The sequence below is a fragment of the Cellulomonas chengniuliangii genome (genome assembly GCF_024508335.1).
GTDB classification, from domain to species: Bacteria; Actinomycetota; Actinomycetes; order Actinomycetales; family Cellulomonadaceae; genus Cellulomonas_A; species Cellulomonas_A chengniuliangii.
Genome location: NZ_CP101988.1, coordinates 3,432,817 through 3,456,762, shown reverse-complemented (window position 1 = coordinate 3,456,762; position 23,946 = coordinate 3,432,817). Strand labels below are relative to the sequence as shown.

The 23,946-nt window shown below is 71.4% G+C and carries 23 protein-coding genes and 1 other annotated feature; of the genes, 13 read left to right on the top strand and 10 right to left on the bottom strand.

The genetic code is table 11. The annotated features are described in order from the left end of the window. The first annotated feature begins 269 nt into the window (after positions 1–269). A protein-coding gene (locus NP064_RS16045) for an IS3 family transposase (protein ID WP_256813698.1) occupies positions 270–1,507 on the top strand; the annotation gives its coding sequence in 2 pieces (ribosomal slippage) (positions 270–549 and positions 549–1,507; 1,239 coding nt in all). Then, positions 548–661 (top strand) — a sequence feature (AL1L pseudoknot). (Overlaps the previous gene by 114 nt.) 482 nt (positions 1,508–1,989) lie before the next feature. On the opposite strand, the gene NP064_RS16040 is transcribed toward NP064_RS16045, so the two are convergent. Together NP064_RS16040 and NP064_RS16035 are read right to left on the bottom strand one after the other, a co-directional pair. Continuing rightward, on the bottom strand, positions 1,990–2,325 hold the full coding sequence (locus NP064_RS16040) for a hypothetical protein (RefSeq protein WP_227569857.1): 336 nt from the start codon (positions 2,323–2,325) through the stop codon (positions 1,990–1,992). A 54-nt stretch (positions 2,326–2,379) separates the two neighbouring features. After that, the gene (locus NP064_RS16035; RefSeq protein WP_227569960.1) at positions 2,380–3,225 is read right to left on the bottom strand and encodes a hypothetical protein; all 846 of its coding nucleotides are present in this window, start codon (positions 3,223–3,225) and stop codon (positions 2,380–2,382) included. Between the two features lie 174 nt (positions 3,226–3,399). Here NP064_RS16035 and cmtR point away from each other — a divergent pair, with 174 nt between their 5' ends. Beyond that, positions 3,400–3,756: a Cd(II)/Pb(II)-sensing metalloregulatory transcriptional regulator CmtR gene (gene cmtR / locus NP064_RS16030; RefSeq protein WP_227569858.1), complete on the top strand. Its 357-nt coding sequence runs from the start codon at positions 3,400–3,402 to the stop codon at positions 3,754–3,756. Further along, the gene (locus NP064_RS16025) at positions 3,753–4,418 is read left to right on the top strand and encodes a cation efflux transmembrane domain-containing protein (RefSeq protein ID WP_227569859.1); all 666 of its coding nucleotides are present in this window, start codon (positions 3,753–3,755) and stop codon (positions 4,416–4,418) included. Before cmtR ends, NP064_RS16025 begins: the two co-directional genes overlap by 4 nt. Before the next feature lie 16 nt (positions 4,419–4,434). On the opposite strand, the gene NP064_RS16020 is transcribed toward NP064_RS16025, so the two are convergent. Together NP064_RS16020 and NP064_RS16015 are read right to left on the bottom strand one after the other, a co-directional pair. Continuing rightward, positions 4,435–5,643: a Fic family protein gene (locus NP064_RS16020; protein ID WP_227569860.1), complete on the bottom strand. Its 1,209-nt coding sequence runs from the start codon at positions 5,641–5,643 to the stop codon at positions 4,435–4,437. A gap of 161 nt (positions 5,644–5,804) precedes the next feature. Next, entirely contained in the window at positions 5,805–7,412 is a 1,608-nt protein-coding gene (locus NP064_RS16015; protein WP_227569948.1) for a pentapeptide repeat-containing protein, read from the bottom strand. Here NP064_RS16015 and NP064_RS16010 point away from each other — a divergent pair. Then, a complete protein-coding gene (locus tag NP064_RS16010) occupies positions 7,411–7,953 on the top strand; it encodes a hypothetical protein (RefSeq protein WP_227569861.1) in 543 nt (180 codons plus the stop codon). The two genes, NP064_RS16015 and NP064_RS16010, sit on opposite strands and share 2 nt — an antisense overlap. Further along, on the top strand, positions 7,950–8,321 hold the full coding sequence (locus NP064_RS16005; RefSeq protein WP_227569862.1) for a hypothetical protein: 372 nt from the start codon (positions 7,950–7,952) through the stop codon (positions 8,319–8,321). The genes NP064_RS16010 and NP064_RS16005 overlap by 4 nt, the downstream gene beginning before the upstream one ends. Positions 8,322–8,754: 433 nt before the next feature. On the opposite strand, the gene NP064_RS16000 is transcribed toward NP064_RS16005, so the two are convergent. Next, positions 8,755–9,138, bottom strand: a complete 384-nt coding sequence (locus tag NP064_RS16000; RefSeq protein WP_227569863.1) for a hypothetical protein — start codon at positions 9,136–9,138, stop codon at positions 8,755–8,757. A gap of 159 nt (positions 9,139–9,297) precedes the next feature. On the opposite strand from NP064_RS16000, the gene NP064_RS15995 reads away from it, so the two are divergent. Genes NP064_RS15995 through NP064_RS15985 form a run of 3 tightly spaced genes read left to right on the top strand, consistent with a single transcriptional unit; the run spans position 9,298 to position 16,013 of the window. Next, complete coding sequence (locus tag NP064_RS15995; protein WP_227569864.1) at positions 9,298–10,773, top strand: hypothetical protein; 1,476 nt, start codon at positions 9,298–9,300, stop codon at positions 10,771–10,773. After that, positions 10,770–11,561 (top strand): hypothetical protein, encoded by a 792-nt coding sequence (locus tag NP064_RS15990; protein WP_227569865.1) that lies wholly within the window; start codon positions 10,770–10,772, stop codon positions 11,559–11,561. Before NP064_RS15995 ends, NP064_RS15990 begins: the two co-directional genes overlap by 4 nt. Positions 11,562–11,573: 12 nt before the next feature. Beyond that, complete coding sequence (locus NP064_RS15985) at positions 11,574–16,013, top strand: coiled-coil domain-containing protein (protein ID WP_227569866.1); 4,440 nt, start codon at positions 11,574–11,576, stop codon at positions 16,011–16,013. A gap of 37 nt (positions 16,014–16,050) precedes the next feature. Here the strand turns inward: NP064_RS15985 and NP064_RS15980 are convergent, their stop codons facing one another. The 4 genes from NP064_RS15980 to NP064_RS15965 form a co-directional block, all read right to left on the bottom strand. After that, positions 16,051–16,662 carry a PIN domain-containing protein gene (locus tag NP064_RS15980; protein WP_227569867.1) on the bottom strand — a complete coding sequence of 204 codons (612 nt, stop codon included), beginning with the start codon at positions 16,660–16,662 and terminating at the stop codon, positions 16,051–16,053. Between the two features lies 1 nt (position 16,663). Further along, positions 16,664–17,116: a helix-turn-helix domain-containing protein gene (locus NP064_RS15975; RefSeq protein ID WP_227569868.1), complete on the bottom strand. Its 453-nt coding sequence runs from the start codon at positions 17,114–17,116 to the stop codon at positions 16,664–16,666. 104 nt (positions 17,117–17,220) lie between these two features. Then, positions 17,221–17,784 carry a hypothetical protein gene (locus tag NP064_RS15970; protein ID WP_227569869.1) on the bottom strand — a complete coding sequence of 188 codons (564 nt, stop codon included), beginning with the start codon at positions 17,782–17,784 and terminating at the stop codon, positions 17,221–17,223. 288 nt (positions 17,785–18,072) lie between these two features. Further along, positions 18,073–18,480 carry a TIGR03618 family F420-dependent PPOX class oxidoreductase gene (locus NP064_RS15965; protein ID WP_227569870.1) on the bottom strand — a complete coding sequence of 136 codons (408 nt, stop codon included), beginning with the start codon at positions 18,478–18,480 and terminating at the stop codon, positions 18,073–18,075. 142 nt (positions 18,481–18,622) lie between these two features. Between NP064_RS15965 and NP064_RS15960 the strand changes: the two genes are divergently transcribed. Together NP064_RS15960 and NP064_RS15955 are read left to right on the top strand one after the other, a co-directional pair. Further along, the gene (locus tag NP064_RS15960; RefSeq protein WP_227569871.1) at positions 18,623–20,173 is read left to right on the top strand and encodes a glycoside hydrolase family 43 protein; all 1,551 of its coding nucleotides are present in this window, start codon (positions 18,623–18,625) and stop codon (positions 20,171–20,173) included. 223 nt (positions 20,174–20,396) lie between these two features. After that, positions 20,397–20,858, top strand: a complete 462-nt coding sequence (locus NP064_RS15955; RefSeq protein WP_227569872.1) for a hypothetical protein — start codon at positions 20,397–20,399, stop codon at positions 20,856–20,858. A gap of 11 nt (positions 20,859–20,869) precedes the next feature. Here the strand turns inward: NP064_RS15955 and NP064_RS15950 are convergent, their stop codons facing one another. Next, entirely contained in the window at positions 20,870–21,382 is a 513-nt protein-coding gene (locus NP064_RS15950) for a metallophosphoesterase family protein (RefSeq protein WP_227569873.1), read from the bottom strand. A gap of 81 nt (positions 21,383–21,463) precedes the next feature. Here NP064_RS15950 and NP064_RS15945 point away from each other — a divergent pair, with 81 nt between their 5' ends. From NP064_RS15945 to NP064_RS15935, 3 genes are all read left to right on the top strand, one after another. Further along, the gene (locus NP064_RS15945) at positions 21,464–22,054 is read left to right on the top strand and encodes a 1-acyl-sn-glycerol-3-phosphate acyltransferase (RefSeq protein ID WP_227569874.1); all 591 of its coding nucleotides are present in this window, start codon (positions 21,464–21,466) and stop codon (positions 22,052–22,054) included. A 79-nt stretch (positions 22,055–22,133) separates the two neighbouring features. Further along, positions 22,134–23,453 carry a TrpB-like pyridoxal phosphate-dependent enzyme gene (locus tag NP064_RS15940; protein WP_227569875.1) on the top strand — a complete coding sequence of 440 codons (1,320 nt, stop codon included), beginning with the start codon at positions 22,134–22,136 and terminating at the stop codon, positions 23,451–23,453. Next, complete coding sequence (locus tag NP064_RS15935) at positions 23,450–23,938, top strand: nitroreductase family deazaflavin-dependent oxidoreductase (RefSeq protein WP_227569876.1); 489 nt, start codon at positions 23,450–23,452, stop codon at positions 23,936–23,938. Before NP064_RS15940 ends, NP064_RS15935 begins: the two co-directional genes overlap by 4 nt. Positions 23,939–23,946: the final 8 nt, after the last annotated feature.

Below are 23,946 nucleotides of genomic sequence, written 5' to 3'. Positions count from 1 at the left end.
ATTTTGATCAACCAGATCTTTCTGTCAACGACTGGGTGCGCTCCTAGGGTCTGCTGCACGAATAGGTGACAGGTGTTCTCAGGCGGCGAGTGCGACCTGAGTGGTCATGATCGTCTCGTACTCGATCGGGGTGAGGTGAACCGCCCCGGCTTCAGTGGAGGCTCGGTTCTCTGGTTTCCAGCGTCGTCGAGGCTGGGTTCTGACGGTAGTAGACGGTCTGAACCGCCCCGGTTTCCATGGAGGCTCTCAACCCACGGAGGATGAGAGCCATGGCAGCACCGAGGAAGTACCCCGAGGAGCTTCGGGAGCGAGCGATCAGGATGGCGGTCGACGCGCGGCGTGATCCCGCAACGCGGGTCGGAGCGCTGCGCCGGATCGGTGACCAGCTCGGGATCAACCCCGAGACGTTGTGGAACTGGGTCACCCAGGCCGAGGTCGACGCCGGCGACCGACCCGGGACGAGCACGTCGGACGCGCAGCGCCTCGCCGAGCTCGAGCGGGAGAACCGTGAGCTTCGCCGATCCAACGCGATCTTGCGGTCGGCGTCGGCTTTCTTCGCGGCGGAGCTCGACCGCCCACAACGGTGATCGTGCAGTACATCGACGGCCACAAGTCCCGGTTCGGGGTCGAGCCGATCTGCAGGGAGCTGCAGGTCGCCCCGAGCACCTACTACGCGGCCAGGTCGCGCCCGCCCGCGGCGCGGTCAGTCGGGGACGCAGAGCTGACCCGCGTCCTCACCGTCGAGCATGCGGCGAACTACGGGGTCTACGGGGCCCGGAAGATGTGGAAGCACCTGCACCGCCTCGGCCACCCGGTCGGGCGCTGCCGGGTCGGGCGGCTGATGCGGGCCGCTGACCTGCACGGAGCCGTCCGCGGCCGCGTGAAGCGGACCACGATCCCAGGCAAAGACGGGTGCCGCGCGGGTGACCTGGTCAACCGCGCGTTCACCGCGAGGGTCCCGAACCAGCTGTGGGTCGCTGACTTCACCTACGTGCGGACGTGGGCCGGGTTCACCTACGTCGCGTTCATCATCGACGTGTTCTCCAGGATGATCGTGGGCTGGAAGGCCGACACCACGATGCGCGCCGACCTGGTCACCGACACCCTGGAGATGGCCGTGTGGTCCCGCGGCCGCGCCGGCGTCACCGACCTGGCCGGCCTGATCCACCAGACGGACGCGGGCGCCCAATACGTCAGCCTGGCGCTGACCGAGCGGCTCGCAGCCCTCGGGATGCGGGCCTCGATCGGGACCGTCGGCGACGCCTACGACAACGCCCTGGCCGAGTCCACGATCGGGCTGTTCAAGACCGAGCTAATCCGCCGCCGCGGACCTTGGCGGACCTTGGACGACGTCGAGATCGCGACCCTGGAGTGGGTCGACTGGTTCAACAACCGGCGCCTGCACACCGAGCTCGGCGACATCCCACCCGCCGAGCACGAGACCGTCTACTACCGTCAGAACCCAGCCTCGACGACGCTGGAAACCAGAGAACCGAGCCTCCACTGAACCCGGGGCGGTTCAGACCCCCTGGACAACTCGTCGCAGAATCCCGTCACTTATGGCCGGATCACCGTGACGCGGTAGCAACACCAGACCTACGACCCCGGTCCGCGAGAGCGACCGGGGTCGTCCCAGTTAAGGGGGGCAGGTCAACTGTCACCTATCCGTGCAGCAGACCCAACTGTCGTCGCGCGTCTTCGGCGTGACCTACACGATGAGTGTTATCCGTCCCGGGGACATCACCTTCGCGCCCGGAGAGTCTGCCGCGGTGCTCGAAGCGGACTGAGTAGCCCTCTTCGGAGTGTCGTGTTGCCGGCCACACGAGTCCCTAACGACGACTGGTGATCTTGCCTGTACGAGTGAGCGGTGACCGTCAGGTATCTACAAGGCTCCGGAACTGATCAGTGCCGGTGCGTCGCGGGAGTCCGACAACTTTGGTCGGCGAGGAGACGAGCGCAGCACGCGCCAGCCTCTTTCCAAGCGTGTGCCTAGTCCCACTCGGCGTAGTCGAGTGTGCCGTCCTCTTCGATTGTCAGAGTCCACGATGGGCATGCCTTCTGTTGAACGCGACCCACTGGGTCTCCGTTCTGCGTCTCGACCACGATGGCTGTGCCGGCGCACTCATCGATTTCGTACCCAAGCTCCTCGTGGGGGCCGACGTCCTGCTCCATGGAGGGCGTTGCTCCTTCGATGCTGACAGTTACGGCCTCATCGGAGTTATTCGTAAGCGTCATTGAAGGCCGTGCCGCGTCGTAGTTGATGCACCCGCTGAGTGCAGTGGTGAACGCGAGGCACACCAGGGTGGCGAGCATCTGCCGTCTCATGTGTTCACTCCTCGGGTTGTCGTGCGAGTGGTGCCTGCCTGTTTGCTGTGTCCCTCATTGTCGGCCGTGTCCTGGTGGGGGCGTGGCGGGGATGTGGGTGAGGGGGGAGAGGGCGAAGATGCCGACGACGCCGCCGGGTGCCTCGGCTCCTGAGGCGGGCTCGGCGGTGGCGTAGAGGGCTGCGTCGATGGTGTCGATCGCGATGGTGGCGGTGCGTGTGCTGGTGGTCACCCCGACATACATGGTGAAGGTGGCCTGTTCACCGACGGCGAGGTCGCCGAGGTTGAGCTGGACATGTGTGCCCTGGCCGTTCTGACCGCAGGTCGTTCCGAGGGTCGCGGGTGCTCCCGCGGGCTGGAAGGGGTTCCCGCTGTGGTACCCGTCGCAGCCCATGTGGGTGACGAACGCGGGGATCTGGGCGGTCGCGGAGTTCCAGGTGACATGGGTGTCCCCGGTGTCGGGTGGGACATCGAACCCCAGGACCATGTCGAACAGTGTCGGGCCGGTGGTCTTGGACAAGGTGCTGCGTTGGACCTGGACGTCGATCGCGTACACGTTGGGGCTGGCCAAGGGCCGGTAATCGAATCGCACGCTGAGCCGGGTCTCCATGCCGGAGGGGGTGTACGCGAAGAGCTCGGCGTTGAGCGCGCCCGTGCTCCCGTTGGGGTTGAAGCCGGAGAGACCGAGCATGCCTTCGGGCACGCCGGAGTGCCGGTCGGCCGACCCGCTGTAGTTGCCGTCGGAGATCCCCCAGGCGCTCCAGGAGTTCGGTGTGGTGAGGACGTCGGTGTCGGGGTCGCCCGCGCGGCGCATCCCGACACCGATGGCGTCGCCCCCGATCGTGCCGTTGCGGCCGAGGCCGAGGTCAACGAGGCCGTTGCTGCAGAGGTCAGCGCGCACCGCACGCGACTGGGCTCGACGGAAGCACGCGACGACTTCCTGGATGCCTTCTCGCTCTTCTCCTCCATCCACAGGCGTCTCGACCAGGCCGGCGTCGGCGCGTAGCGGGCTCGAGCGGCCTGCGCGAGGAGAGGGCGGCCCGTGTTGATACAGCCCAGGCTGTATGGTCAGCGGGTGCTGACCATTGCCTCGCGCCTCGACGTGATGAACCGGTTGGGCCGCGCCATGGCCGACCCGACCCGCTCGCGGATCCTGATGAGCCTGCTGGAGGGCCCGAACTACCCGGCAGTCCTGGCGTGCGAGCTCGACCTGACCAGGTCGAACGTCTCGAACCACCTGACGTGCCTGCGTGACTGCGGCATCGTCGTCGGCGTGCCCGAGGGTCGCCAGACCCGGTACGAGATCAGCGACCACCGGCTGGCCACCGCGCTGACGCTGCTGCTCGACGTCACGCTCGCGGTGGACGAGGGCGCCCCCTGCCTCGACGACGCCTGCACGTCGCCCGGCTGCGACCAGGAGAGCGCACGATGAGCGCCGCCCTCACCGCCGAGCGGCGCGCCACGCTGCACCGCCGCGTGCGGGGCATCGTCGCGTTCACGATCACCTACAACGTCATCGAGGCCGTCGTGGCGATCACGGCGGGCTCGCTGGCGTCCTCCGCGGCGCTCATCGGGTTCGGGCTCGACTCGGTGATCGAGGTCGCCTCCGCCGCAGCGGTGGCGTGGCAGTTCACCCGCGCGGACCCCGAGCGATGGGAGAAGACGACCGTCAAGGCGATCGCGATCGCCTTCTTCGCGCTGGCCGCCTACGTGAGCATCGACGCCGTGCTGAACCTGGCCGGCGTGGGCGAGGTCGACCACAGCCCGCTCGGCATCGGCATCGCCACCGCCAGCCTGCTGATCATGCCGGCGCTGGCCTGGTTCGAGATCCGCACCGGCCGCGAGCTCGGGTCGCGCTCCGTGCAGGCCGACGCGAAGCAGCTCCTGCTCTGCTGCTACCTGTCCGGCGCGGTGCTCGTGGGACTCCTGGCGAACACCCTGTTCGGGTGGGGCTGGGCCGACTCGGTCGCCGCGCTCGTCGTCGCCGTGCTCGCGGTGCGCGAGGGACTCGAGGCGTGGGGCGGCGAGCTCGAGTCGCCGTTCGAGGTGTTGGAGGGCCTGGACGAGGACGACGTGGCGCAGCACGCGGACTAGGGAGGGCGCGACAGGGTCAGCGCATTGGCCCGTTCCTCGCCTGAGGCTGGTCCGCTCCCCCGTCATAGCCCATAGGCGCCTCCATCACGGCGAACACCCGAGGTGCGAACCAGTGCTCGCGCCCCCCTCTGCCGTAGTTGCCCAGGCTCCGCAACCACCCCCGCGCCTCGGCCGCCTTAATGAGGTTCCTCGCCCCCTGGTGCGTCAGGTCGAGGCGTCGTTGCACGGAGCGGACGGTGACGTACGGGTTCTGCACGATCATTTCCACGAGGCGCGGGAGGCTCGAGCGGCCCTTGATCGCGTCCGAGTAGTACTCCTCGCGGATCTCGATGAGTTGGCGCGAGCGGGCTACCGCATCGTCGGCCTGGTGCTTCACTGCCTCAAGGAAGAACAGGAGCCACCCGTCGACGTCACCCTCTTCGCGAACAGCCTGCAACCGGGCGTAGTACGTCTCCCTGTGAGTCTCGAAGTAATTGGACAGGTAGAGAAGTGGTAAGGGCAGCCGGCCGCGCGACATCAGGAGAAGATTGATCAGGAGTCTGCCCATGCGGCCGTTGCCGTCGAGGAAGGGGTGAATCGTCTCGAACTGATAGTGCATCAAGGCTGCCTGCACGAGCGCCGGCAGTTCCTCCCCATCGTCGTTGACGAAGATCTCCCAGTCGCGCAGCAGATCCGGAAGGTGAACCGGAAGTGGGGGAACGAATGTCGCCGAGTCAGGTGTCGCTCCCGCCTTCCCCACCCAGACCGGCGACGTCCTGAACTCGCCAGGGCTCTTCTCCTCGCCCCGAACCCCCTGCATCAGCGTGGCATGCACCTCAAGGACAAGGCGCTGCGTGATCGGCAGGCTCTTCGCCAGCTCGTACGCAACGCGAGTGGCATCAAGGTATCGCTGCACCTCGTTGGTGTCGTCGTCTCGAGAGTCCTCATCGATCTCTGCCTGGAGAACGTCGGAGAGCGACGCTTGAGTGCCCTCGATGCGTGAGCTGGCCAGTGCCTCTCTACGCAGATATGGCCCGATCAGCAGACCCGGATCGCGAATCAGCATGCCGAGGCCCTGGAGATGCCCCAGCGCGGCGTCCGCGTCGGACAGTGTGACGACGATCTGCTGGCCGAGCTCGAGTCGCCTCGGGATCCGCTTCGGCAAGTAGTAGGTGAACGCCCAGGTGTTGCCTGGTTCGCGGGCTGGCGCACCAAAGGCACTATCGGCAAATCTCGCTGCATCCACCCGGCCAACCTACAACCAAACCTGCGTTTCGCTTGTAGGTTCGGCCCGACGGTGCCAGTCGGGTTGCAGCGTCGAGGTGAACCTACAAGCAGAAGACCGCATGAGTAGCAACGTCGAGTGGCTCGTTGCCGCTCCCGGCCCCCTGAACAGGAGGGCGAGGCTCAACGAGTGGGCTTGCGCCGTTGTCCCCGCGGTGGGTCCAGCCGCACCGCGACCGCCGGGCGGGTCCAGCGTGCGGGGAGCACACGGGCGGCGGGGATGCGCGTGCTCGCGTCGCCGCGCGCGGAGTCGAGCTGCGCCTGGGTGACGAACAGCGCGGTGCTCAGGTCGACCCCGCGCAGGTCGGCGCCCCGGAGGTCCGCTCCCGTGAGGTCGGCCAGTCGCAGGTCGGCCAGTCGCAGGTCGGCCGCGCGCAGGTCGGCCCCGACGAGCCGGGCGCCGCGCAGGCTCGTGCCGCGCAGATCGCCCCCCGCAGGTTCGCGCCCATGAGCTGCGCGCCCCTCCGGTCGGCGCCGCGCGGTCGGACCCGCGCGCGCACGTGCTCGCTGGCCCGCTGCAGCAGCGGGTTCGCCCTCTGGAACTCGTCCCCGGGCTCGACGGCCGCGAGCGCCACCGGGGCCTGCCGGGTCAGCGCGTCGATCCGCTCCCCGGCCGCGGCGAGCTCGGCGCGCAGGCCCGCGGGCAGGTCCAGGGCAAGTGCCTCGGCGAGGTGCCACAGCAGCTCGTGCAGCTGTCGGACGACGGGCAACACCGCGAACATCTGCTGCGCGACCGCCGGGTCCTCGTGCCAGTCGCGCCCGGCGAACACCGTCTGGACCACCTTCTGCCCGGCGCCAAAGCAGTCGAACACCGTGCAGCCATGGAACCCGCGCTGGTCGAGCTCGCTGTGGATGCCGCACCGGCAGTCGCGCTGGAGGTTCGGGCAGGGGCGGCCGGCGGGCTTGTCGATCGCGAAGTCCGACGACCGGGAGAACGCGGGGACCACACAGCAGAGGCCAGCGCAGCTCGCGCAGTCGGCGCGCAGGGCGCGGGGGTCGAGGGGGCCGCCGACGCCTGGACCCCTGTGCGGATCCCCGGTCATGTGCGCGTCCTGTCGGTCGAGGCCCCTGGTTCGCGGCGACGCTGAGACCGGCGCTTGAGCCGCAGGCCAGTGGCTCCACTGTCGCACGCTGGCTCACTGGGTCGGGGGTGCGGCCCTCTACTAGCGTTCGAGCTGGTGCTTGCCCCTGGGCCTTGGTCCACAGGTCGGCGTTGCGCCCGCCACCCTCGAACTCCGAAAGCCGGTGCGCTGAGGGATTGCGGCCGCGCGGGTCGCTCCTGGTGCGCCGGGGTTTCGGTGGCGAGTTCCGGCGGACGCTCTCCCGTTCACCGTCGACGTCGACGAGCTGCGCTGGCGACCTCGCCAGAAACGATCGTTTGTGGGGACCAGCTTCCGGTCCCCGGCCGCGCCGTGGCGAACAGTGCCCTCTCGCCTCGACACCACCGCGGGCGGGTCGACCGAGACGGCTGCTGCGATGCAGCGCCCACTCGTCAAGGAGCCGATGTGACGCCTGATGAGCGATTCCCAAACGGGAAGACCTCGACCCCCCGGCGAAGTGCGCCTCTTGGCTGCTCCATTCGGATGACTCCCCGGCATTTCGTTGCCCGTGGTGACGCCGCGTGCCACGGTCGAGCCCGTCAGAGCGGACCGGGGGCGTAGACGTGACTTTGCATGGTGGCTCAGCACATCGCACACATCGGCAGCGGGCGAGGTCGCACCATCGCGTCATGGCCACCGGTGTCCTGATAGTCGTCGCACTGACGCTCCAGGGAATGTCGGCGGCCGCCGTGGACGAGATTCCCGCGCCGGTGGTGTGGACCGATGCTTCGGATGCGTGGGTGACGACGTCATGGGTAAGCGCCTCGTGGGCGATTGAAGGTGAGGCCGACGTCGCTGGATGGGCGGTCACCGTCGACCAGGAGCCCGCGTCCGATCCCGGCCAGGAGATCACACAGCTAGACCCGTACTGGTCGTCCTGGTTGCCGGACGGGGTGCACTGGCTCCACCTCCGGGCCGTGGCATCGGACGGGACAGCCGGCGCCATCGCGCACACGCGACTTGCGCTCGACACGCTTGCACCGGAGGTCGACAGCCTGACGTCGGAATCACACCCGGCGGGTGAGGCGTCGACGAACCGGACGGTGCAGCTCTCTGCCGTCGACGCCGACGTCTTCTACCTCGCCTATCCGTCATGGCAGGTGCCCGACCAATCGGCGACAGGGATCTTCGCCTACCGAGCCACCACGCCCACCAGCGGAGCGACCCCATGACCACGCACGCCGCAACTGCGCGCCAGACCTTGTCAGGCTTCGCGCTGGCGTTGACCTGTCTCCTTACGACGTCGGCCTGCATCTACGACGATCCACCGCCAAGTTCGGCTGAGTTGATTAACGAGCGCACAACGTCGGTGACCCTGACGTTCGACGGCGCGGCCACAGAGCCCCAGGAGATTGGGGCACGCGAAGGCCGAACGGTCCGGTACGCGGGCCAGCCCGTCAAGGAGGGGGAGCCGTGCGTCGACGTGGGCGCCACGGTGACCGACACGGCCAACGGCCAGGTCCTGGGGACCGTCGATCCGCCGATCTGCGATACCACCACTATCCACGTTCGCGAGGACGGCACAGTCGAGGCGAGCTGACCGGTGCGCCCCGTCACGCCGGCCAAGGGCGAAGGCGCGTGCGAATGCACGGTGCGCCGCTGGCGGACAGCGCGTCGGGCTCGAGCCCGGTGCCGGGTGCCGGGTGTAGTCGGATCACTACAACACACCGGAACTGATCGTTTCCGGTGAGCCCGCAGGCGCGGCTCGTCGAGGTCGCGGACGAACGGCGGCCGACGCACCGAAACTCGCCACCGAAACCCAAACGCACCGAAACTCGCGATGGACCGCTTTTGGTGGATCCGGTAGGGGCACGCTCAATCGAGGGGAGTCCGCCGTGGCCGAGAGATTCGATGTCGAGACGCGTTGGCCCGAGCTGTTCGCGCAGCTCGACGTGACCCAGCGGCACGCGGGCGTGCAGTCACTGGCGTCTGCGTGGCATGAGGGCTGGACCCGAACCGCGGCGGGGCTCGGCTCACCCGGTCCGAACACGACTTCGACGTTCTGCTGCGCGGAGCACCATGACGCCCGCCACCACGACCCCCGCTGCGCCCGCGAGGCTGACTCCCGTCACCCACCGGTTCACCCGGACGCAGCCCGGGCTGGACAGCTGGGAGCGTGCTGACATCCCGAACATCGGCTCCTCGATGCACGTCACGACGCCGTTCGCCGTCTCGACCTGCTGCGGGGCCGCCGTCACCATCCAGCACGCGAGGACGAGCGGCACGGAGACGATGCCAACCAGCCACCGCACACGGGCGCCGGCAGCACAGCGCCACGACGCGCGCAGAGCCAGACTGGCGAGGACCAGGAACGCGACGCTCGGCGCGATGCCGAGCCACATCTGCACGGGCTCCACGGGTTCCTCCTCGGGTGGCTCTGCCGATGCTTCCACCCGGAGCCAGCTGGCGTCCTGCGTTCGGCCGGTCGCGCGTGCCCCGGTGCGGAGGTTCCGGGCCCCACGAGATACCGTCCGTGCATGATCGGTGCGGGCCTGGGACGAATGTCGGACGACCCGATGACCCGCAGGATGAAGGCCCTGGCGTGCACGGCGCCGCTGCACGACCTGGACACCCGCAAGGGGCTGCTCGAGTGGGTCGACGCGGACCGGTACCAGATGGCCGAGATCGCGCTGCACCTGATCGACCAAGTGACGATCGCGATGGACTTCGACCGCGGCGCCGACCACGAGCTGGTGGTGGCGCGGACCCGCCCGTTCGTCGCCGCGCAGGCGCCCGAGCGGGACAGCACGGAGCATGACCGGGTGGCCCGCTGGGTGCTGGACAACCTGATCAACGTGGGCTCGCAGGATCGCGGCTTCGAGGTGGTCTACGGCTCGATGGGCGCCGGGGGCGCGTACGAGCGGCGGACATGGACGTTCAAGCTGCTGGTCGAGCTCGCGTCGGCGGACGGCGACGTGTACCTGCGCTCGACGGACGAGGCGATCAACGTGCTGGTGGGCGCGCTGGACACCGACGTGGAATCGGCACAGGAGGCCGCGGAGACCAAGCTCGAGGCGCTCATCGCGGGCGGCCGGCTGTCGGACGCGCAGGCCTTGGCGATCGAGGCGCGCTTGCGCACGATCCAGTACGCCGACCGGCTGCGCCGCCAGCTCGAGGCGACCCGCCGTGACGTGCGGTCGGTGGACTGGGCCCGCGAGGTGCCGGACCTCATCGACGAGGCCCTGACCCACGTCGCGTCCCGCTTCCGGGCCGAGACGTCGATCCTCACGAACATCACCACGGCCCGCGACGAGGCCGACGACCCGGTGCACAAGCGCAAGGCCGCCGAGCTGGTGGACATCGTCAAGGAGTGCGTGCGCCGCCACTCCCAGCTCCAGGCCCACCTGCAGCGCGCGGGCGCCACGTTCCGCGCCGAGCAGGACCGCCAGCAGTTCTCGGGCCCGCCGCGCCGCGAGACCGTCGACCTGTTCGGCCAGTTGCTGATGCCGACCCTGGCGCTGCCGGTGGCGGACGCGGCGAAGGTGACCGGCGCGTTCTTCCGGGCCGGGACGGGCGTCGCGGTGCACGGGGTCCCGCGCCTGATCGACGTCGTCTACCTGCTGCTGGCGCCGCCGATCGAGCGGGACGACCTGGGGGAGGAGCTGCCCGACCCGGATCTGGCCGCGGCTGCCGACCCCGACGTGTTCAGCGTGGAGCAGTGGGACGAGGCTGACCGGCTGCTCACCGTCGACGGCATGCCGCGCCGGTTGTCCGCGCTGCTGGCCGAGGCTCGGGCCGCCGACCCGGCGCTGCCGCACCTCATCGCGCTGCGCGTGCTGCACGCGGTGGACCCCGGGGTCAGCGGCGCGGTGCGCCAGGGCGACGAGCGGGTGCTGGTCGCCGTGGACGACGGCACGGTGCTCGACGACCCGGAGTTCGGCGGCTCCGACCTGCTGGTCGGGCTGGCGGCCCTCGCCCCGCCGAGCGCGGCGGGCGGCGAAGAGGGAAGCAGCACGCACGAGCAGGACGACGAGATCGAGGAAGTCGCATGAGCACCATCACCGATGACGTCGCCGCCGCCGCGCGCCTGGTCGAGTGGGGCCTGCGCCCCCGCCAGGTCCCCGCGCGCGACCTGGAGTACGCGGACCTGGTGCGCCGCCACGGCGAGGACGACGCGTTCGCGGACCTGGTCAAGGCCGTGGCCGCCGGCTTCAACCTGCTGATCCTGGACGTGGACCCGCGATCGGGCATCGTGCTGGCGCCGCGCGAGGACTCGGTGTTCGCGGTGCGGATCGAGGAGTACGCCAAGCGGACCGCGCTCTCGAGCCGCGGCACTGACAAGGTGGTGCACGGCATCGCGCACCTGGCCGTCGCGGCGCTCGCGTACCCCCGCCCGGACGACCTGGCCAACGACAGCTACGTGGGCTACGTGACCGTGGACCAGGTGGACGGCGTGGTGCGCGACGCCTGCCGGGTGCTCGACGAGCGCGCCGCCCTGGCCGAGGAGAACAACGACCCGCTCGAGACGGCCCCCGAGCTCGAGCGCGCCTGGCGGGCCTACGCGCGCCGCCCCGCCGCGGCGGGCACCAAGGACGGCCGCGCGGCGTCCGACACCACGCGCGGCATGGTCGCCAAGGCCGTGCGGTTCCTCGCCGACCAGGGCTTCCTGGTGGTCCGCAACGACGAGAACGGCGGGGCGTACCGCACCACCCCTCGGTTCCAGGTCCAGGTCCGCGAGCTCGCCGCGAACGCCGCGTTCCGCGAGCTGACCAGCCTGGGCGTCGTCACCGTCACCGACGGCGCCGGCTCGCTGCACGCCGTCCACTCCGACACCCTCTGAGGTCAGCACCCCATGTACGAGCTCTCCCGGGTGCGCCTGCACTCCGTCGGACCCAAGGCCGCGCGCTACCAGGACGTCACCCTCGACCTGCGAGGCGTCGGCGCCCCGGTGACCGGCCCCGCCCAGCCGTCATTCTTCGACGACGGCCGGGCCCCGCTGCGCCCGTCGCCCGCCTCAGTGCTGTTCGCCGAGAACGGCAACGGCAAGTCGGTGCTGATCAAGCTGATCTTCTCGGTGATGCTGCCCGGCAAGCGGCAGGTCGTCGGCACCACCAACTCGCGCGCGCTGGAGAACTTCGTGCTCGCGGGCGACGTGTCGCACGTGGTCCTCGAGTGGCAGCACACCGTGACGGGCGAGGTCGTCGTCACGGGCAAGGTCGCCGCGTGGCGCGGGCACGCCGTCTCGTCCGACCCCACCCGCCTGGTCGAGACCTGGTACTCGTTCCGGCCCACCGACACCCTGTCGCTCGACACGCTGCCCTTCACGCAGGACGGCCGCCTGGTCGAGCTGGCGGGCTTCCGGGACCGGCTCAGCGAGGCGCACAAGGAGGACGCGCGCCTGCAGCTCGTGTGGGAGCAGGTGCACGGCGTGTGGACCGAGCACCTCAACACCCTGGGCCTGGACTCCGAGCTGTTCGCCTACCAGCGCACCATGAACGCCGGCGAGGGCGAGGCGGCCGACGCGTTCACGTTCAAGAGCGACGAGGCGTTCGTCGACTGGCTGCTCACCTCGGTCACCGACGAGGAGGACCCGCGCGGCCTCGCGGACGTGCTCGAGGGGTACGCCGCGACGCTGTCGCAGCGGGACGCGCTCGCGGCGGAGCGCGACTTCATCTCCGGCGCCCTGGACCGCCTCACGCCGCTGGCCGGCGCTGCCGAGGCCGCCCGCGACGCCGCGAGCGCCGACCAGCAGGCCGCGCGCGCCGCCGGCCGGTTCGCCACGAGCATCCGCGAGCGGCTCACCCAGGAGCGGTCCCGGGTCGGCGCCCTGCAGCAAGGGCTCGACACCGCGCAGGAGCGTGAGGGCGCCGCGGAGTCCGACCACCGTCGGCTCCGGGAGATCGTCGCCGAGCTGCGCCGCCGCGTCGCGGGCATGCGCCTCGCCGACGCCGAGCGCTCCGCGCAGGCCCTCGACGCGTCACTCGACGACGCCCGCTCGGTGGTCGAGGCCTGGCGCGTCACCGACGCCCTGCTGGCCCTGGGCGAGGCGCAGCAGAAGGCGGCCGCGCTGCGCGCCGTCGTCGGCGACCAGGAGAGCAAGGCCGCCCCGACCCTCGCCGCGCGCGACCGCGCCGCCACCCGGCTCGTCCAGGGCCTGCTGGCCAGGGCGGCCGACGCCGACGCCCTCGTGGCGCAGGCCGACGCCCGCGCGCGCGATCTCAAGGCGCAGATCGACGCGGTCAGCGCTGAGGCCGACGGCCACGGCAAGGCCGCGGGCACGCATGGCGCCCGGGCCGTCGAGCTCGACGAGCGCATCCAGGCGGCCCAGGCCGCAGTCGCCGCCGCGGTCGAGGAGGGCCTGGTCGCCGCCGACCAGGAGCCCGAGGCGGCAGCCCGCCAGGCCGAGCAGGCCGAGCGCGCGCTCAGCGACCGCATGCGCCAGGCCGCCGACGCGCAGCGCGAGGCGGCAGCCGACCGCGTGGAGGCAGCCCGCGCCGCGCGCGCCGCCGACCAGGCGCTGAGCGACGCCCGGCACGCCGCCGCCGCCGCCGAGCAGGCCCACGCCGACGCGCAGGCCCGCACCCAGGCGCTCTCCGGCGAGGAGCGCCTGGCCGCGCTGCTGGGCGCCGACGAGGTCCGGCTGCCCAGCGACGCACCCGTGCTTCAGGAGCGGCTCGTGGCCGCCGTGGCCGCCGCCGACCAGGAGCGCATGCAGCTCCGCATGGACGACGCCGCCGACCGCAAGGTCCTCGACGCGCTCGGCACCGGCGGCCTGCTGCCGCCCTCCGCGGATGTCGCGGCCGTCAAGGACGCGCTCGAGCAGGCGGGCATCCCGTCCTACGCGGGCTGGGAGTACCTGTCCCAGCTCCCCGCGCACCAGCAGCCGCGGGTGCTGGCCACCTACCCGCACCTGGTCGACGGCGTCGTGCTGCACTCCCCGCAGCACCTCGACGAGGCCCGCCAGGTGCTCACCGACGCCCGCCTGCTGCCGCGCACCGTCGTGGCGGTCGGCACCACCGTCGCGCTCGCGGACCTCGACGCCCCCGCCCCCGCCGGACTGGGCCTGATCGTGCCGCCCAACCCCGCGATGTACGACGACGACCTGGCCGAGGCCGAGCGCCAGCACCTCGAGGGCGTCCACGAGGAGCGGATGGGCCGGCTCGCGGCGCTCACCGCGCAGATCGACGCCGACCGGGCGCTCGCCGGGCGGCTCGACCGGTGGCTCACCGCGTTCCCCGGGGAGCACCTCGCCGCGCTCGCCGACGCGCACGACGCCGCGGCCCGAGCGCTCGCCGACGCCGAGTCCCGGGCGGCCGCCGCGCAGGAGCGGCTCGACCAGAGCGAGGCCCGCACGCGCGAGCTCGCCGAGGCCCTCGACGCGTTGCGCGCCGAGCAGGACGTGGCGCGCGCGCTCACCGGCCGGCTGTCGATGCTGGCCCGCGACGTCGCGCACGTGACCGCCTCGACCCGCACCCTGGCGGCCGCCCACGAGGACGCCGCGCGCGCCGAGGCGGCAGCCACGGACGCCCGTCGCCGGGTCGCCGCGCTGCGCGAGCAGCTCGAGCAGACCCTCGGGGACCGGCACGCGCAGGCCCGCAACGCCGACGACGCGCGCGCGGAGATCTCCGGGGTGACCGGCGGCGGCTCCGCACTGGACGCGGCCGTCGACACCGAGGCCGACGCCACGCCCCAGGACGTGCCGACCCTGCGCGCCGCGTACCGCGCGGCCGTCGACGCCTACGCCAAGGTCGAGGTCGGCGCCGATCTGCGCGTCGACCTGGAGCGGGCCGAGGCGATCGAGTCCGACGCCCGCGCCGCCGTCGAGCGGCTCGAGGCCCCAGTGCGGGCCGCCGCCACGGCACTGCTCGCCACGCCCGACGGTGGTGACGCGCCCGCCCGCGCAGCCGCTGCCCGCCGCGCGGTCGAGCGGGTCCGCGAGCTCGAGCTCCGCACCCGTGAGGCCGCCGAGCAGATCGGCGCCCTGCGCGAGGACCACCGCCGTCACCCGCGGCACGACCGCCCCCTGGAGCCCTACGGCGCCCCCGAGGACGTCGAGCACGGCGCCGGCCTGATCGACCGCGCCACCGCCGACGAGGTCGCCGCCGCAGAGCGGCACGAGGACGCCCGGCGCCAGCTCCGGGAGGCCGCCGAGCAGGTCGCCGAGGTGCAGAAGGACGTCGACGTGTACGGCGTGCTCGCCGAGCGGGTCGCCGACCTGCGGCTCGACCCGGCCGATGACGACGTCGAGCCGTTCGCGGGCGACCAGCACCTGGCCCGGGAGCGCTGCGAGCAGGTGCTCCGCGCCGCCGCCGCCTCGCGCACCCGGCTGGCCGAGGCCACCGCCGAGCTGCGGGACGCGTCGAAGGCGCTCAGCCGGTACGCCGCCAGCCCGCAGTTCGACGCCGTGGAGAGCCTGGTGCAGCGCCAGATCCGCGACGTGGACCTGGACGAGCTGCCCGGCCACGCCGCCGAGTGGGAGGACGCCCTGCGCCCCCGCCTGCGCACGCTGCGCGACGACCTGGCGCAGATCGAGCGCCACCGCACCCAGCTCACCGCGCGCCTGCGCGGGCTCGTCGAGGTGGCGCTCACCACGCTGCGCAGCGCCGAGAAGGTCTCGGTGCTGCCCGACACCCTGGGCGACTGGGGCGGGCAGAAGTTCCTCCGCATCCGCTTCGCCGACCCGGACCCCACGCTGCTCGACGAGCAGCTCGCGCAGGTCATCGACGCCGCCGCCTCCCGGGGCGACAAGCCGCGCAAGCGCGACGGCATGAGCCTGCTGCTCCAGGGCGTGCACGCGGCGCTGCCGCAGGGCGTCAAGGTCGAGATGCTCAAGCCCGACGCCTCATTGCGCACCGAGCGGGTGCGGATCGCCGACGTGGCGCACGTGTACTCCGGCGGCCAGCTGCTGACCTCAGCGATCGTCCTGTACTGCACCATGGCGGCGCTGCGGGCCAACGACCGCGGCATCTCCGGCCGCCGTCACGCGGGCGTGCTCTTCCTGGACAACCCCATCGGGCGCGCCTCGGCCGGCTACCTGCTGGACCTGCAGCTCGGGGTCGCCGCGGCGCTCGGCGTGCAGCTCGTCTACACCACGGGCCTGTTCGACACGAACGCCCTGTCGGTGTTCCCGCTGATCGTGCGCCTGCGCAACGACCGCGACCTGCGCACCGGCATGCGGTACCTGATCGTCGAGGACGAGATCCGCGCCCAGCTCGACGCCCTCGGCGAGGACGACGGCACCGGCCGCCTCACCAGCACCCGCATCTACCGCAAGCCCGTGACAACGGGTTGACCGGGCCTCGGCGTCGCTGCACAAGTCGGTGGAGGTGTCAGAGGTTCTCGCCAGGAAGACCGCTGCCGAAGAAGGTGCCGATGACTTCGGGCGCCACGCTGGCCTCCAGGGAATGGGCGGCCTGCGCGAATCGCGGCACCGTCGGCATGAAAGCCGCGAAGAACTCCGTGACCTCCATGGCTGGATCGGTGTAGTCGGCGCGCTGCTGGTGTAGGCACTCGATGACAGCGTCCACGTCGAGATTCAGTTGATCGAGGAGGAAGTCGTCCGGATGGCGCGCCTCGAGGTCGTAGTGCCTCAAGGACTGAGCCGGGAAGTCCTTCAGGTTGGCGGTCACGATGAGGTTCGCGCCCGAGAACACTGCCGCAGCCACGACATGACGGTCTTTGGGGTGGTTGGTCATCGCCGGGATGAGGTCGTCGTATCCCTCGATCAGCGCCTCAGGGAACGCGCGTCTCATCTGGTCGATGCGTCGACGCGCCTTGTGAGGAGTCAGGCCTCGCTTGAGAGTCAGTGTTCGCTCGACCTCTATCAAGATCTGGTCCGACCACAAAGGGCGGAACAGTCCTGCGTCAGCAACGCGCAGCAGCGTGTCGAACAGTGGATGTGGGACGAGCACGCATGCGTCGAGGACGGCGAGAGTCGTCATCTCAGCGTGTTGCCTCGAAGCCGTCTCCTGTGTTGTCGTCCGCGGTGGCCTCGCGGGACATCTCGGCCAAGATCTGGCGGCGCTCGTGTCGTGAGCGCTGCTGGTAGTCGACTAGGTCCGAGAGTCGAACTCGTCGATGCCGGTTGGGCTGGGTGTACGGGATCACCCCGTCGGTCAGGAGTCTGACCAGTGTGGGGCGCGAGATCCCGAGGAAGTTGGCGGCATCCTGGGTCGTCAAGACCGTGTCGTGGGGTGCCAGGGTGATCGCCTGCCCTTGTGCCATGGCGCGCACGGCATCTCGCAACACCGCGAGGACCTCATCGGGCAGCGCGATCTGCGATCCGTCCGGGCTGACGAGCGATGGCGAGTCGGCCGCTTCCAACGCTGCCGCGAGGTCGGACAGCGTCGAGCTGGCAGGCGGAGGCAGCACCGTGTGCTCAAGGATCGTGCTCATGCCGTGAGTCTAGATCGAAAGAAACGAAAGCGGCAGGCCTGTGGAAGGGCAATCGAGCCCGCGTGACGACTCCGGAAGGGCGAGCAGAGCCCTGGGTGGTCCGGTCAGGCGGCGCCGGAGGAGTGCGGCCCGCCGAACACCACGCGATCCTGCTCGCGGTCGTAGCGCGCGGGCCGCGCGCCCGCCTCGTCCGAGAGCGGCTCGAGGCCCACGACGTCCAGGCCCTCCCGTGCGAGCAGCACGTCGAGGGCGTCCAGGTCGACCGGGGTCGCGCCCTCGAGGGTGACGTCGGTGTGCAGGTGGTGGATGGCGCCGCTGGCCCGGTCCACGACGGCCCGCTGGAGCACCTGCGCGGCACGGGTCCCCAGGGAGCCGTCACGACGGTCGTGCACGATGCCGGTGGCGGCTGTGGCGGCCCTCGAGACCCGGATGTTGAACGTGAGCTCGCTGACGTCGTCCGCCCACCGGGAGTTCGAGGAGCCGTACTCGTGCCCGCCCCAGGGGGTCAGCGGGATCTTCGGGGTGATCCACGCGTCCACCTCGGGCCGGATGAGGTTGTCGCGGGCGGGCAGCTCGGCCCGGAACGCGGACACCGCGATGGTCGCGACCACGTCGGTGGGCAGGAAGCGCACCGTCGTCGACTTGTAGTAGTTGTCGGAGTCAGTCACCCCGGCGAGCCAGACGGTCCACAGCACACGCGACATCGGTGCCCCCCCAGAGCCGATCACGCGACGAGTCGAGCGTCAGGCCAGGTCTAGCAGAGCCCCGATGGCGCCGCATGCGGAGCGCTCATGGCCCCCCGCGGACTCCAAGTGCAGCAGCGCCCGCTTCGCGTCTGTGCCGCCGGCGTAGTTGCCAGCCACGCCGCTCGGACAGCTTCGACGAGTTCCTGCACCGCAGCGCCGACCGGGATGCGTGTGCGCAGACGGTGAGCTTGGCGCCGAGACGGGGCCGGGCTAGTCCTGCCGGACGGCGCCCCACCCGTGCCAGCGGTCGATCTCCACGCGCACGCTCACCCGCGGGCGGTCGCGCACCGGGTACGGGTTGCCGCCGTAGTGCGTCGACAGCCGGTCGATGTCGGCGAGGTCGACGTCGTCGCTGATGTCCACGACGCGGCCCTGGACGCTCACGTGCGTGTACCAGTTCTCCGCCAGCACGGTGAGCGAGACGTCCGGGTTCGCGCGCAGGTGGGTGAGCCGTGCGCGAGCGGCGTCGAGGTTGAGCAGGACCCGCCCGTCGTCCTCGAGCAGGTACCAGGTCGCAACGGTCACCGGACGGCCCTGGAGGTCGACGGTCGCCATGACCGCCGGGTTGGGACGGCGCAGGAGGTCGACGACGTCCTGCGGCAGGGGCGGCTTCGGCATGCTCGGCTCCTTCGCTGCTGGGTGTGCCCCGAGTATGCCAACGGTGCGTCGCCGCGCGAGCGGGGGTCCCGCCCGTGGTCAACTGGGCCGTCCGACGGCGCACGGCCGTGCGCCGTGCACCGCAGCGATGAACCGGGACGGCATGAGCCACCAGCACCCCGCCGACGCGCAGGCCCTCACGCCGGCAGCGGCCCCCGCGACGTACACGAACCCCGTCGTCTGGCAGGACTTCGCCGACGGTGACGTCGTCCGGGTGGGCGACACGTACTACTACTCGGCCTCGACGATGCACTACTCGCCGGGTGCGCCGATCCTGCGCTCGTACGACCTCCTCACCTGGGAGCACGCGGGGCACTCCGTGCCGCGCCTCGACTTCGACGACGAGCGGTATGACCTCGTCGGAGGCAGCCGGTACGTCAAGGGGATCTGGGCGTCGGCGTTCGGCTACCGTCCCGGCGAGGCGACGTTCTACTGGTACGGCTGCGTCGAGCTCGACCGGACGTACGTGTGGACCGCACCGGCCGTCGAGGGCCCGTGGACGAGGAAGGCGCGCATCGAGGCCGGGTACTACGACGCCGGGCTGCTCGTCGACGACGACGACACGATGTACGTCGCGTACGGCAACACGACGATCAGCGTCGCGCAGCTCGACGCGACCGGCACCCGCGAGGTCCGGTCGCAGGTGGTGTTCCGCACGCCCCCGGAGATCGGTGTCCTCGAGGGCGCCCGGTTCTACCGCAAGGACGGCCTGTACTACCTGTGGCTCACGCGGCCCGCCAACGGGCAGTACGTGCTGCGCTCGCGGTCCCCGTGGGGGCCGTACGAGATCCGCGAGGTGCTGCTCGACCTGCCGGGGCCGATCGAGGGCGGGGGCGTGCCGCACCAGGGCGGGCTCGTCGACACCCCCGACGGCGACTGGTGGTACATGGCGTTCACCGACGCCTACCCCGGGGGGCGGATGCCGACGCTGGCCCCCATCACCTGGGTCGACGGCTGGCCGGTCCTGCGGACAGTCGACGGGCGCTGGGCGACGGACTACCCGCGCCCGGCGACCGCGCCGGCACGCGCCGTCGAGCCGCTCACGGGCGCCGACACGTTCACCGCGCCGACGCTCGCCCCGCGGTGGGAGTGGAACCACAACCCGGACCTCTCGGCGGTCACGCCCGGCGACGGGCTGACGCTGCGCGCGGTCACCGTGACCGACGACCTGTACGCCGCCCGGAACACCCTCACGCACCGGCTGCAGGGCCCGACGTCGACCGTGACGATCGAGCTGGACGTGTCCGGGATGCGCGCCGGTGACCGTGCGGGGCTCGTCATGCTCCGCCAGACGTCGGCCTGGGTCGGGGTCGTCCGGGCGGACGACGGCACGGACCGCGTCGTCATGACCGACGGCCTGACGATGGACGAGCAGTGGGCGACGACGAGCACCGGAACCGAGCGTGCGTCGGCGCCGCTGACCGGGGGCCGGGTGTGGCTGCGCGTGCAGGCCGACATCCGCCCCGGCGCCGACCGGCAGGCGACGTTCTCGTGGAGCACCGACGGCGAGACGTTCGCACCGCTCGGGCCCGCGATGACCCTCGAGGCGGCGTGGCAGTTCTTCATGGGCTACCGGGCCGGGATCTTCCACCACGCGACGCGTGCGCTCGGTGGGTCCGTGACGGTGCGCGGCTTCGAGCTCACGACGCCGTAGCGCGCGGCAGGGGGCCGACCGCCGCTGTCTGACGACCTGGCGGCACACGCGACGAGCGGGTCGACCTGCCCGGCGATCGGGTGAGAGAAACACCCATCCGGGTGTCAATCACCAGATACCTCCGCACAACACTGTCTGATATGCGAGGTTCATCCGATCCGGCGCGAGGGCGACAGCCGGTGCGGGACGTCCGCGCCACCCCCCGCGCCGCACGGGGAGCACGATGCAGGCACGGTCACTGGTGTTCGGCATAGGCGCGCTCATCGCCGTGGCCGCGATGGCTCCCAGCTCGGTGTTGTCCGCCCCGGCGGCGCTCTTCGGCCCGGCGTACGACGCCTCGACGGCGTCGAGCGTGCGGAACCTGGCGATGGCGATGCACTCGGCCCTGCTCTTCGACGACGAGGAGCCGGTGGACTCGGCGGCGGACCTCGCCGAGTGGGGCTGGACGCCGGGGGAGCACCTCGCGGTGCAGATCTGGGTGGCCGGTGACCACTTCCGGGTCGAGGCGCAGGACGTGCGGCCGGGCGCCAGCCGATTTGTCTACTCGTCGGTCGACGCCACCGGTGCGGCGGCCGAGGGGGTGGCCGGGGGAGCGGTCGCGCGCGTCGAGGGCTCGGGCGGCGCGGCGCTTCCCGACGACCCGGGCGTGACGCTCACCCGGGTCATGGCGCTGCCACCTGCCTGAGCCGCCGCCCGTCAGCGGAGGATCCGGTGCAGCTCGACGTCGCGCACCCCGCCGAGATCGATCGCCGCGGTCATGTACGTGCAGTGCGGCTGTCGCCGCCGGTCGGTTGGCGAGCCCGGGTTGAGCAGGCGCATCCCGCCGGGCGTGGTCGAGTCCCATGGGATGTGGCTGTGCCCGAACACCAGGCAGTCCACGTCCGGATGCGCCACGTCCGCGCGCTGCTCCCGGCCGGCGGCGGGCCCCGTCTCGTGCACCACGGCGAGCCGCACCCCGTCGAGCTCGATGCGGCCGATCAGCGGCAGCCGCTCCCGCAGCGGCTGCCCGTCGTTGTTCCCGTGGCACGCGACAAGCCGGCGGGCACGCTGCTCGAGCGCGTCAAGCAGGCTCACGTCCACCCAGTCGCCCGCGTGGACCACGACGTCGGCGGTGTCGACCGCGTCCCAGACCTCGGCCGGAAGGTCGCGCGCCCGGGCCGGCACGTGGGTGTCGGCGAGCAGCAGGAGCCGGACGGGCGCAGGGGTCATGCCCCTGTCCTACCGCACGTCATCCGGGACGTCCCGGCAGATCCGAGGTTCGCTGCTTACCATCCCCTCTGTGATGAGCCGATGAGGATCCAGCGCGCCCTGTCCCGCGCCTTCTGGTCAGTGAGCCGTTGGCGGCTGCGCAAGGCGCAACTCCCCGACGACGGTGTCGGCATCCTGATCGGAGCCCCGCACACCTCCAACTGGGACTTCATCCTGATGTTGGCGATCGCGTGGGCACACGGGCTGAAGGTCCGCTACCTGGGCAAGAAGACGCTCTTCATCCCGCCGTTCGGCTGGTTGATGCGGGCCCTGGGCGGCATCCCCGTGGACCGCCGCAACCCGCAAGGCCTGGTGGACGACCTCATCGGCCGGGTGCGCGCCGGGGAGCTCTTCTACCTCGTCATCACTCCTGAGGGGACGCGCAGCAAGGGCGAGTACTGGAAGTCCGGCTTCTACCGGGTCGCCTATGAGACCGGGCTGCCGGTCACCCTGGGCTTCGTCGACCGGACCACCATGACGGCGGGCCTGGGCGAGACGCTGCGGCTCACCGGCGACGTCGCCGCGGACATGGACCGGGTGCGCGCGTTCTACGCCGACAAGGCGGGCTTCCACCCGGAGCTGCGCACCGAGCCGCGGCTGCGGGACGAGACCACCGCGCCGACCACCGATTGAGGACGCCCCCTGAGGCCGCATGGCGCGGTCTAGGCTCCGGCTCGTAGACGTTCCCCAGGACAGACGAGACGGGACAGCAATGGCGCTCACCGACACCTCAGCAACCCCCACCCCGGCGCGCTCCCTCGAGCCACTCGGCGCCGTGATCCCCTCGGCGGTGCCGACCCACTGGTACAACCTCAACGCGGACCTTCCAGAGCCGGTGCCACCGCACCTGCACCCGGGCACCCGCCAGCCGCTCACCCCGGACGACCTGGCGCCACTGTTCCCCATGGCGCTCATCGCCCAGGAGGTCAGCACCGAGCGGTACATCGAGATCCCGCAGACCGTGCGCGAGATCTACGCGATGTGGCGGCCCTCGCCGCTGGTGCGCGCGCTGCGGCTCGAGCGGGCGCTCGGCACGAAGGCCCGGATCTACTACAAGTACGAGGGCGTGAGCCCGGTCGGCTCGCACAAGCCGAACACGGCCGTCGCGCAGGCGTACTACAACGCCGCCGAGGGCATCACGCGGCTCACCACCGAGACCGGGGCCGGGCAGTGGGGCGCGTCGCTGTCGATGGCCGCCGCCCTGCTGGGGCTGACCTGCGAGGTGTGGCAGGTGCGCGCGTCCTACGACGCGAAGCCCTACCGCCGCATCCAGATGGAGGCCTACGGCAGCGTGTGCCACCCGTCGCCCTCGGACCTCACCGAGGCGGGGCGCGCGATCCTCGCGGAGATGCCCGACACGACGGGCTCGCTCGGCATGGCGATCAGCGAGGCCGTCGAGGCGGCGGTCAGCGACCCGGGCGCCCACTACGCGCTGGGCAGCGTGCTGAACCACGTCATGCTGCACCAGAGCGTGATCGGCCAGGAGGTGCTGGTCCAGCTCGCCGAGGCGGGGGAGGCGCAGGCGGACGTCGTGTTCGGGTGCGCGGGCGGCGGGTCGAACCTGGCGGGACTGACGTTCCCGCTCATCGGGCAGAACCTGCGCGAGGGCACCACCACCCGCTCGGTGGCCTGCGAGCCGGCCGCCTGCCCGTCCCTCACCCAGGGCGAGTACCGCTACGACCACGGCGACGTGGCCGGCCTGACGCCGCTGCTCAAGATGCACACGCTCGGCAAGGACTTCGTGCCGCCGTCGATCCACGCGGGCGGCCTGCGCTACCACGGCATGTCGCCGATGGTCTCGCACGCGGTGAACCTGGGGCTCATGGAGGCGGTGGCCGTCGAGCAGGACGACGCGTTCGCCGCGGGAATCGAGTTCGCCCGCGCCGAGGGCATCGTCCCCGCGCCCGAGTCGACCCACGCCGTAGCGGCCGCGCTGGCCTACGCGCGCGAGGTCACCGAGCCGGAGGTCGTCGTGATCGGCCTCTCCGGGAACGGGGTGCTCGACCTGCCCGCGTACTCTTCCTACGTGTGAGCCCCTCCCCGTCCAGCCCTCCGACCGGGTGGCGCCGGTGGTTCTACCGGGCGCCGCTCGGGCTCTACCGCCGAGGGCTGGGCGGGATGCTCGGCTCGGGCTTCGTGCTCCTGACCCATCGCGGGCGGGTCACGGGCGAGCCGCGCCAGGCCGTCCTGGAGATCGTCGAGCGCGAGGAGTCGGGCGCGATCACGGTGGTCGCCGGGTTCGGCCCCCGCACCGACTGGTACCGCAACGTGCAGGCGCACCCCGAGGTCACGGTGCAGATCGGCAAGGACGAGCGGCCAGCCCGTGCGGCGGTGCTGGGCCCCGACGAGGCGGCGGACCGCATGGCCGCCCTCGTGGCGACCCGGCCACGGACCGCCCGGCGCATCGCCCGCGCCGTGGGCGAGTCCGCTCCCACGGACCTCGCCCCGGAGGCCGCCGACCAGAGGTGGCGGGACCTAGGCGCCCGGACGCTGTTCGTCCGCTTCGACCCCGTCTGACCCGTCCT

Bases quoted from the DNA above. Each gene is read 5' to 3' on its own strand.
- NP064_RS16040 (WP_227569857.1), bottom strand. From the start codon at position 2,325: ATGAGACGGCAGATGCTCGCCACCCTGGTGTGCCTCGCGTTCACCACT.
- NP064_RS16025 (WP_227569859.1), top strand. From the start codon at position 3,753: ATGAGCGCCGCCCTCACCGCCGAGCGGCGCGCCACGCTGCACCGCCGC.
- NP064_RS16010 (WP_227569861.1), top strand. From the start codon at position 7,411: ATGGCCACCGGTGTCCTGATAGTCGTCGCACTGACGCTCCAGGGAATG.
- NP064_RS16015 (WP_227569948.1), bottom strand. From the start codon at position 7,412: ATGACGCGATGGTGCGACCTCGCCCGCTGCCGATGTGTGCGATGTGCT.
- NP064_RS16005 (WP_227569862.1), top strand. From the start codon at position 7,950: ATGACCACGCACGCCGCAACTGCGCGCCAGACCTTGTCAGGCTTCGCG.
- NP064_RS15995 (WP_227569864.1), top strand. From the start codon at position 9,298: ATGACCCGCAGGATGAAGGCCCTGGCGTGCACGGCGCCGCTGCACGAC.
- NP064_RS15990 (WP_227569865.1), top strand. From the start codon at position 10,770: ATGAGCACCATCACCGATGACGTCGCCGCCGCCGCGCGCCTGGTCGAG.
- NP064_RS15985 (WP_227569866.1), top strand. From the start codon at position 11,574: ATGTACGAGCTCTCCCGGGTGCGCCTGCACTCCGTCGGACCCAAGGCC.
- NP064_RS15980 (WP_227569867.1), bottom strand. From the start codon at position 16,662: ATGACGACTCTCGCCGTCCTCGACGCATGCGTGCTCGTCCCACATCCA.
- NP064_RS15975 (WP_227569868.1), bottom strand. From the start codon at position 17,116: ATGAGCACGATCCTTGAGCACACGGTGCTGCCTCCGCCTGCCAGCTCG.
- NP064_RS15965 (WP_227569870.1), bottom strand. From the start codon at position 18,480: ATGCCGAAGCCGCCCCTGCCGCAGGACGTCGTCGACCTCCTGCGCCGT.
- NP064_RS15960 (WP_227569871.1), top strand. From the start codon at position 18,623: ATGAGCCACCAGCACCCCGCCGACGCGCAGGCCCTCACGCCGGCAGCG.
- NP064_RS15955 (WP_227569872.1), top strand. From the start codon at position 20,397: ATGCAGGCACGGTCACTGGTGTTCGGCATAGGCGCGCTCATCGCCGTG.
- NP064_RS15950 (WP_227569873.1), bottom strand. From the start codon at position 21,382: ATGACCCCTGCGCCCGTCCGGCTCCTGCTGCTCGCCGACACCCACGTG.
- NP064_RS15945 (WP_227569874.1), top strand. From the start codon at position 21,464: ATGAGGATCCAGCGCGCCCTGTCCCGCGCCTTCTGGTCAGTGAGCCGT.
- NP064_RS15940 (WP_227569875.1), top strand. From the start codon at position 22,134: ATGGCGCTCACCGACACCTCAGCAACCCCCACCCCGGCGCGCTCCCTC.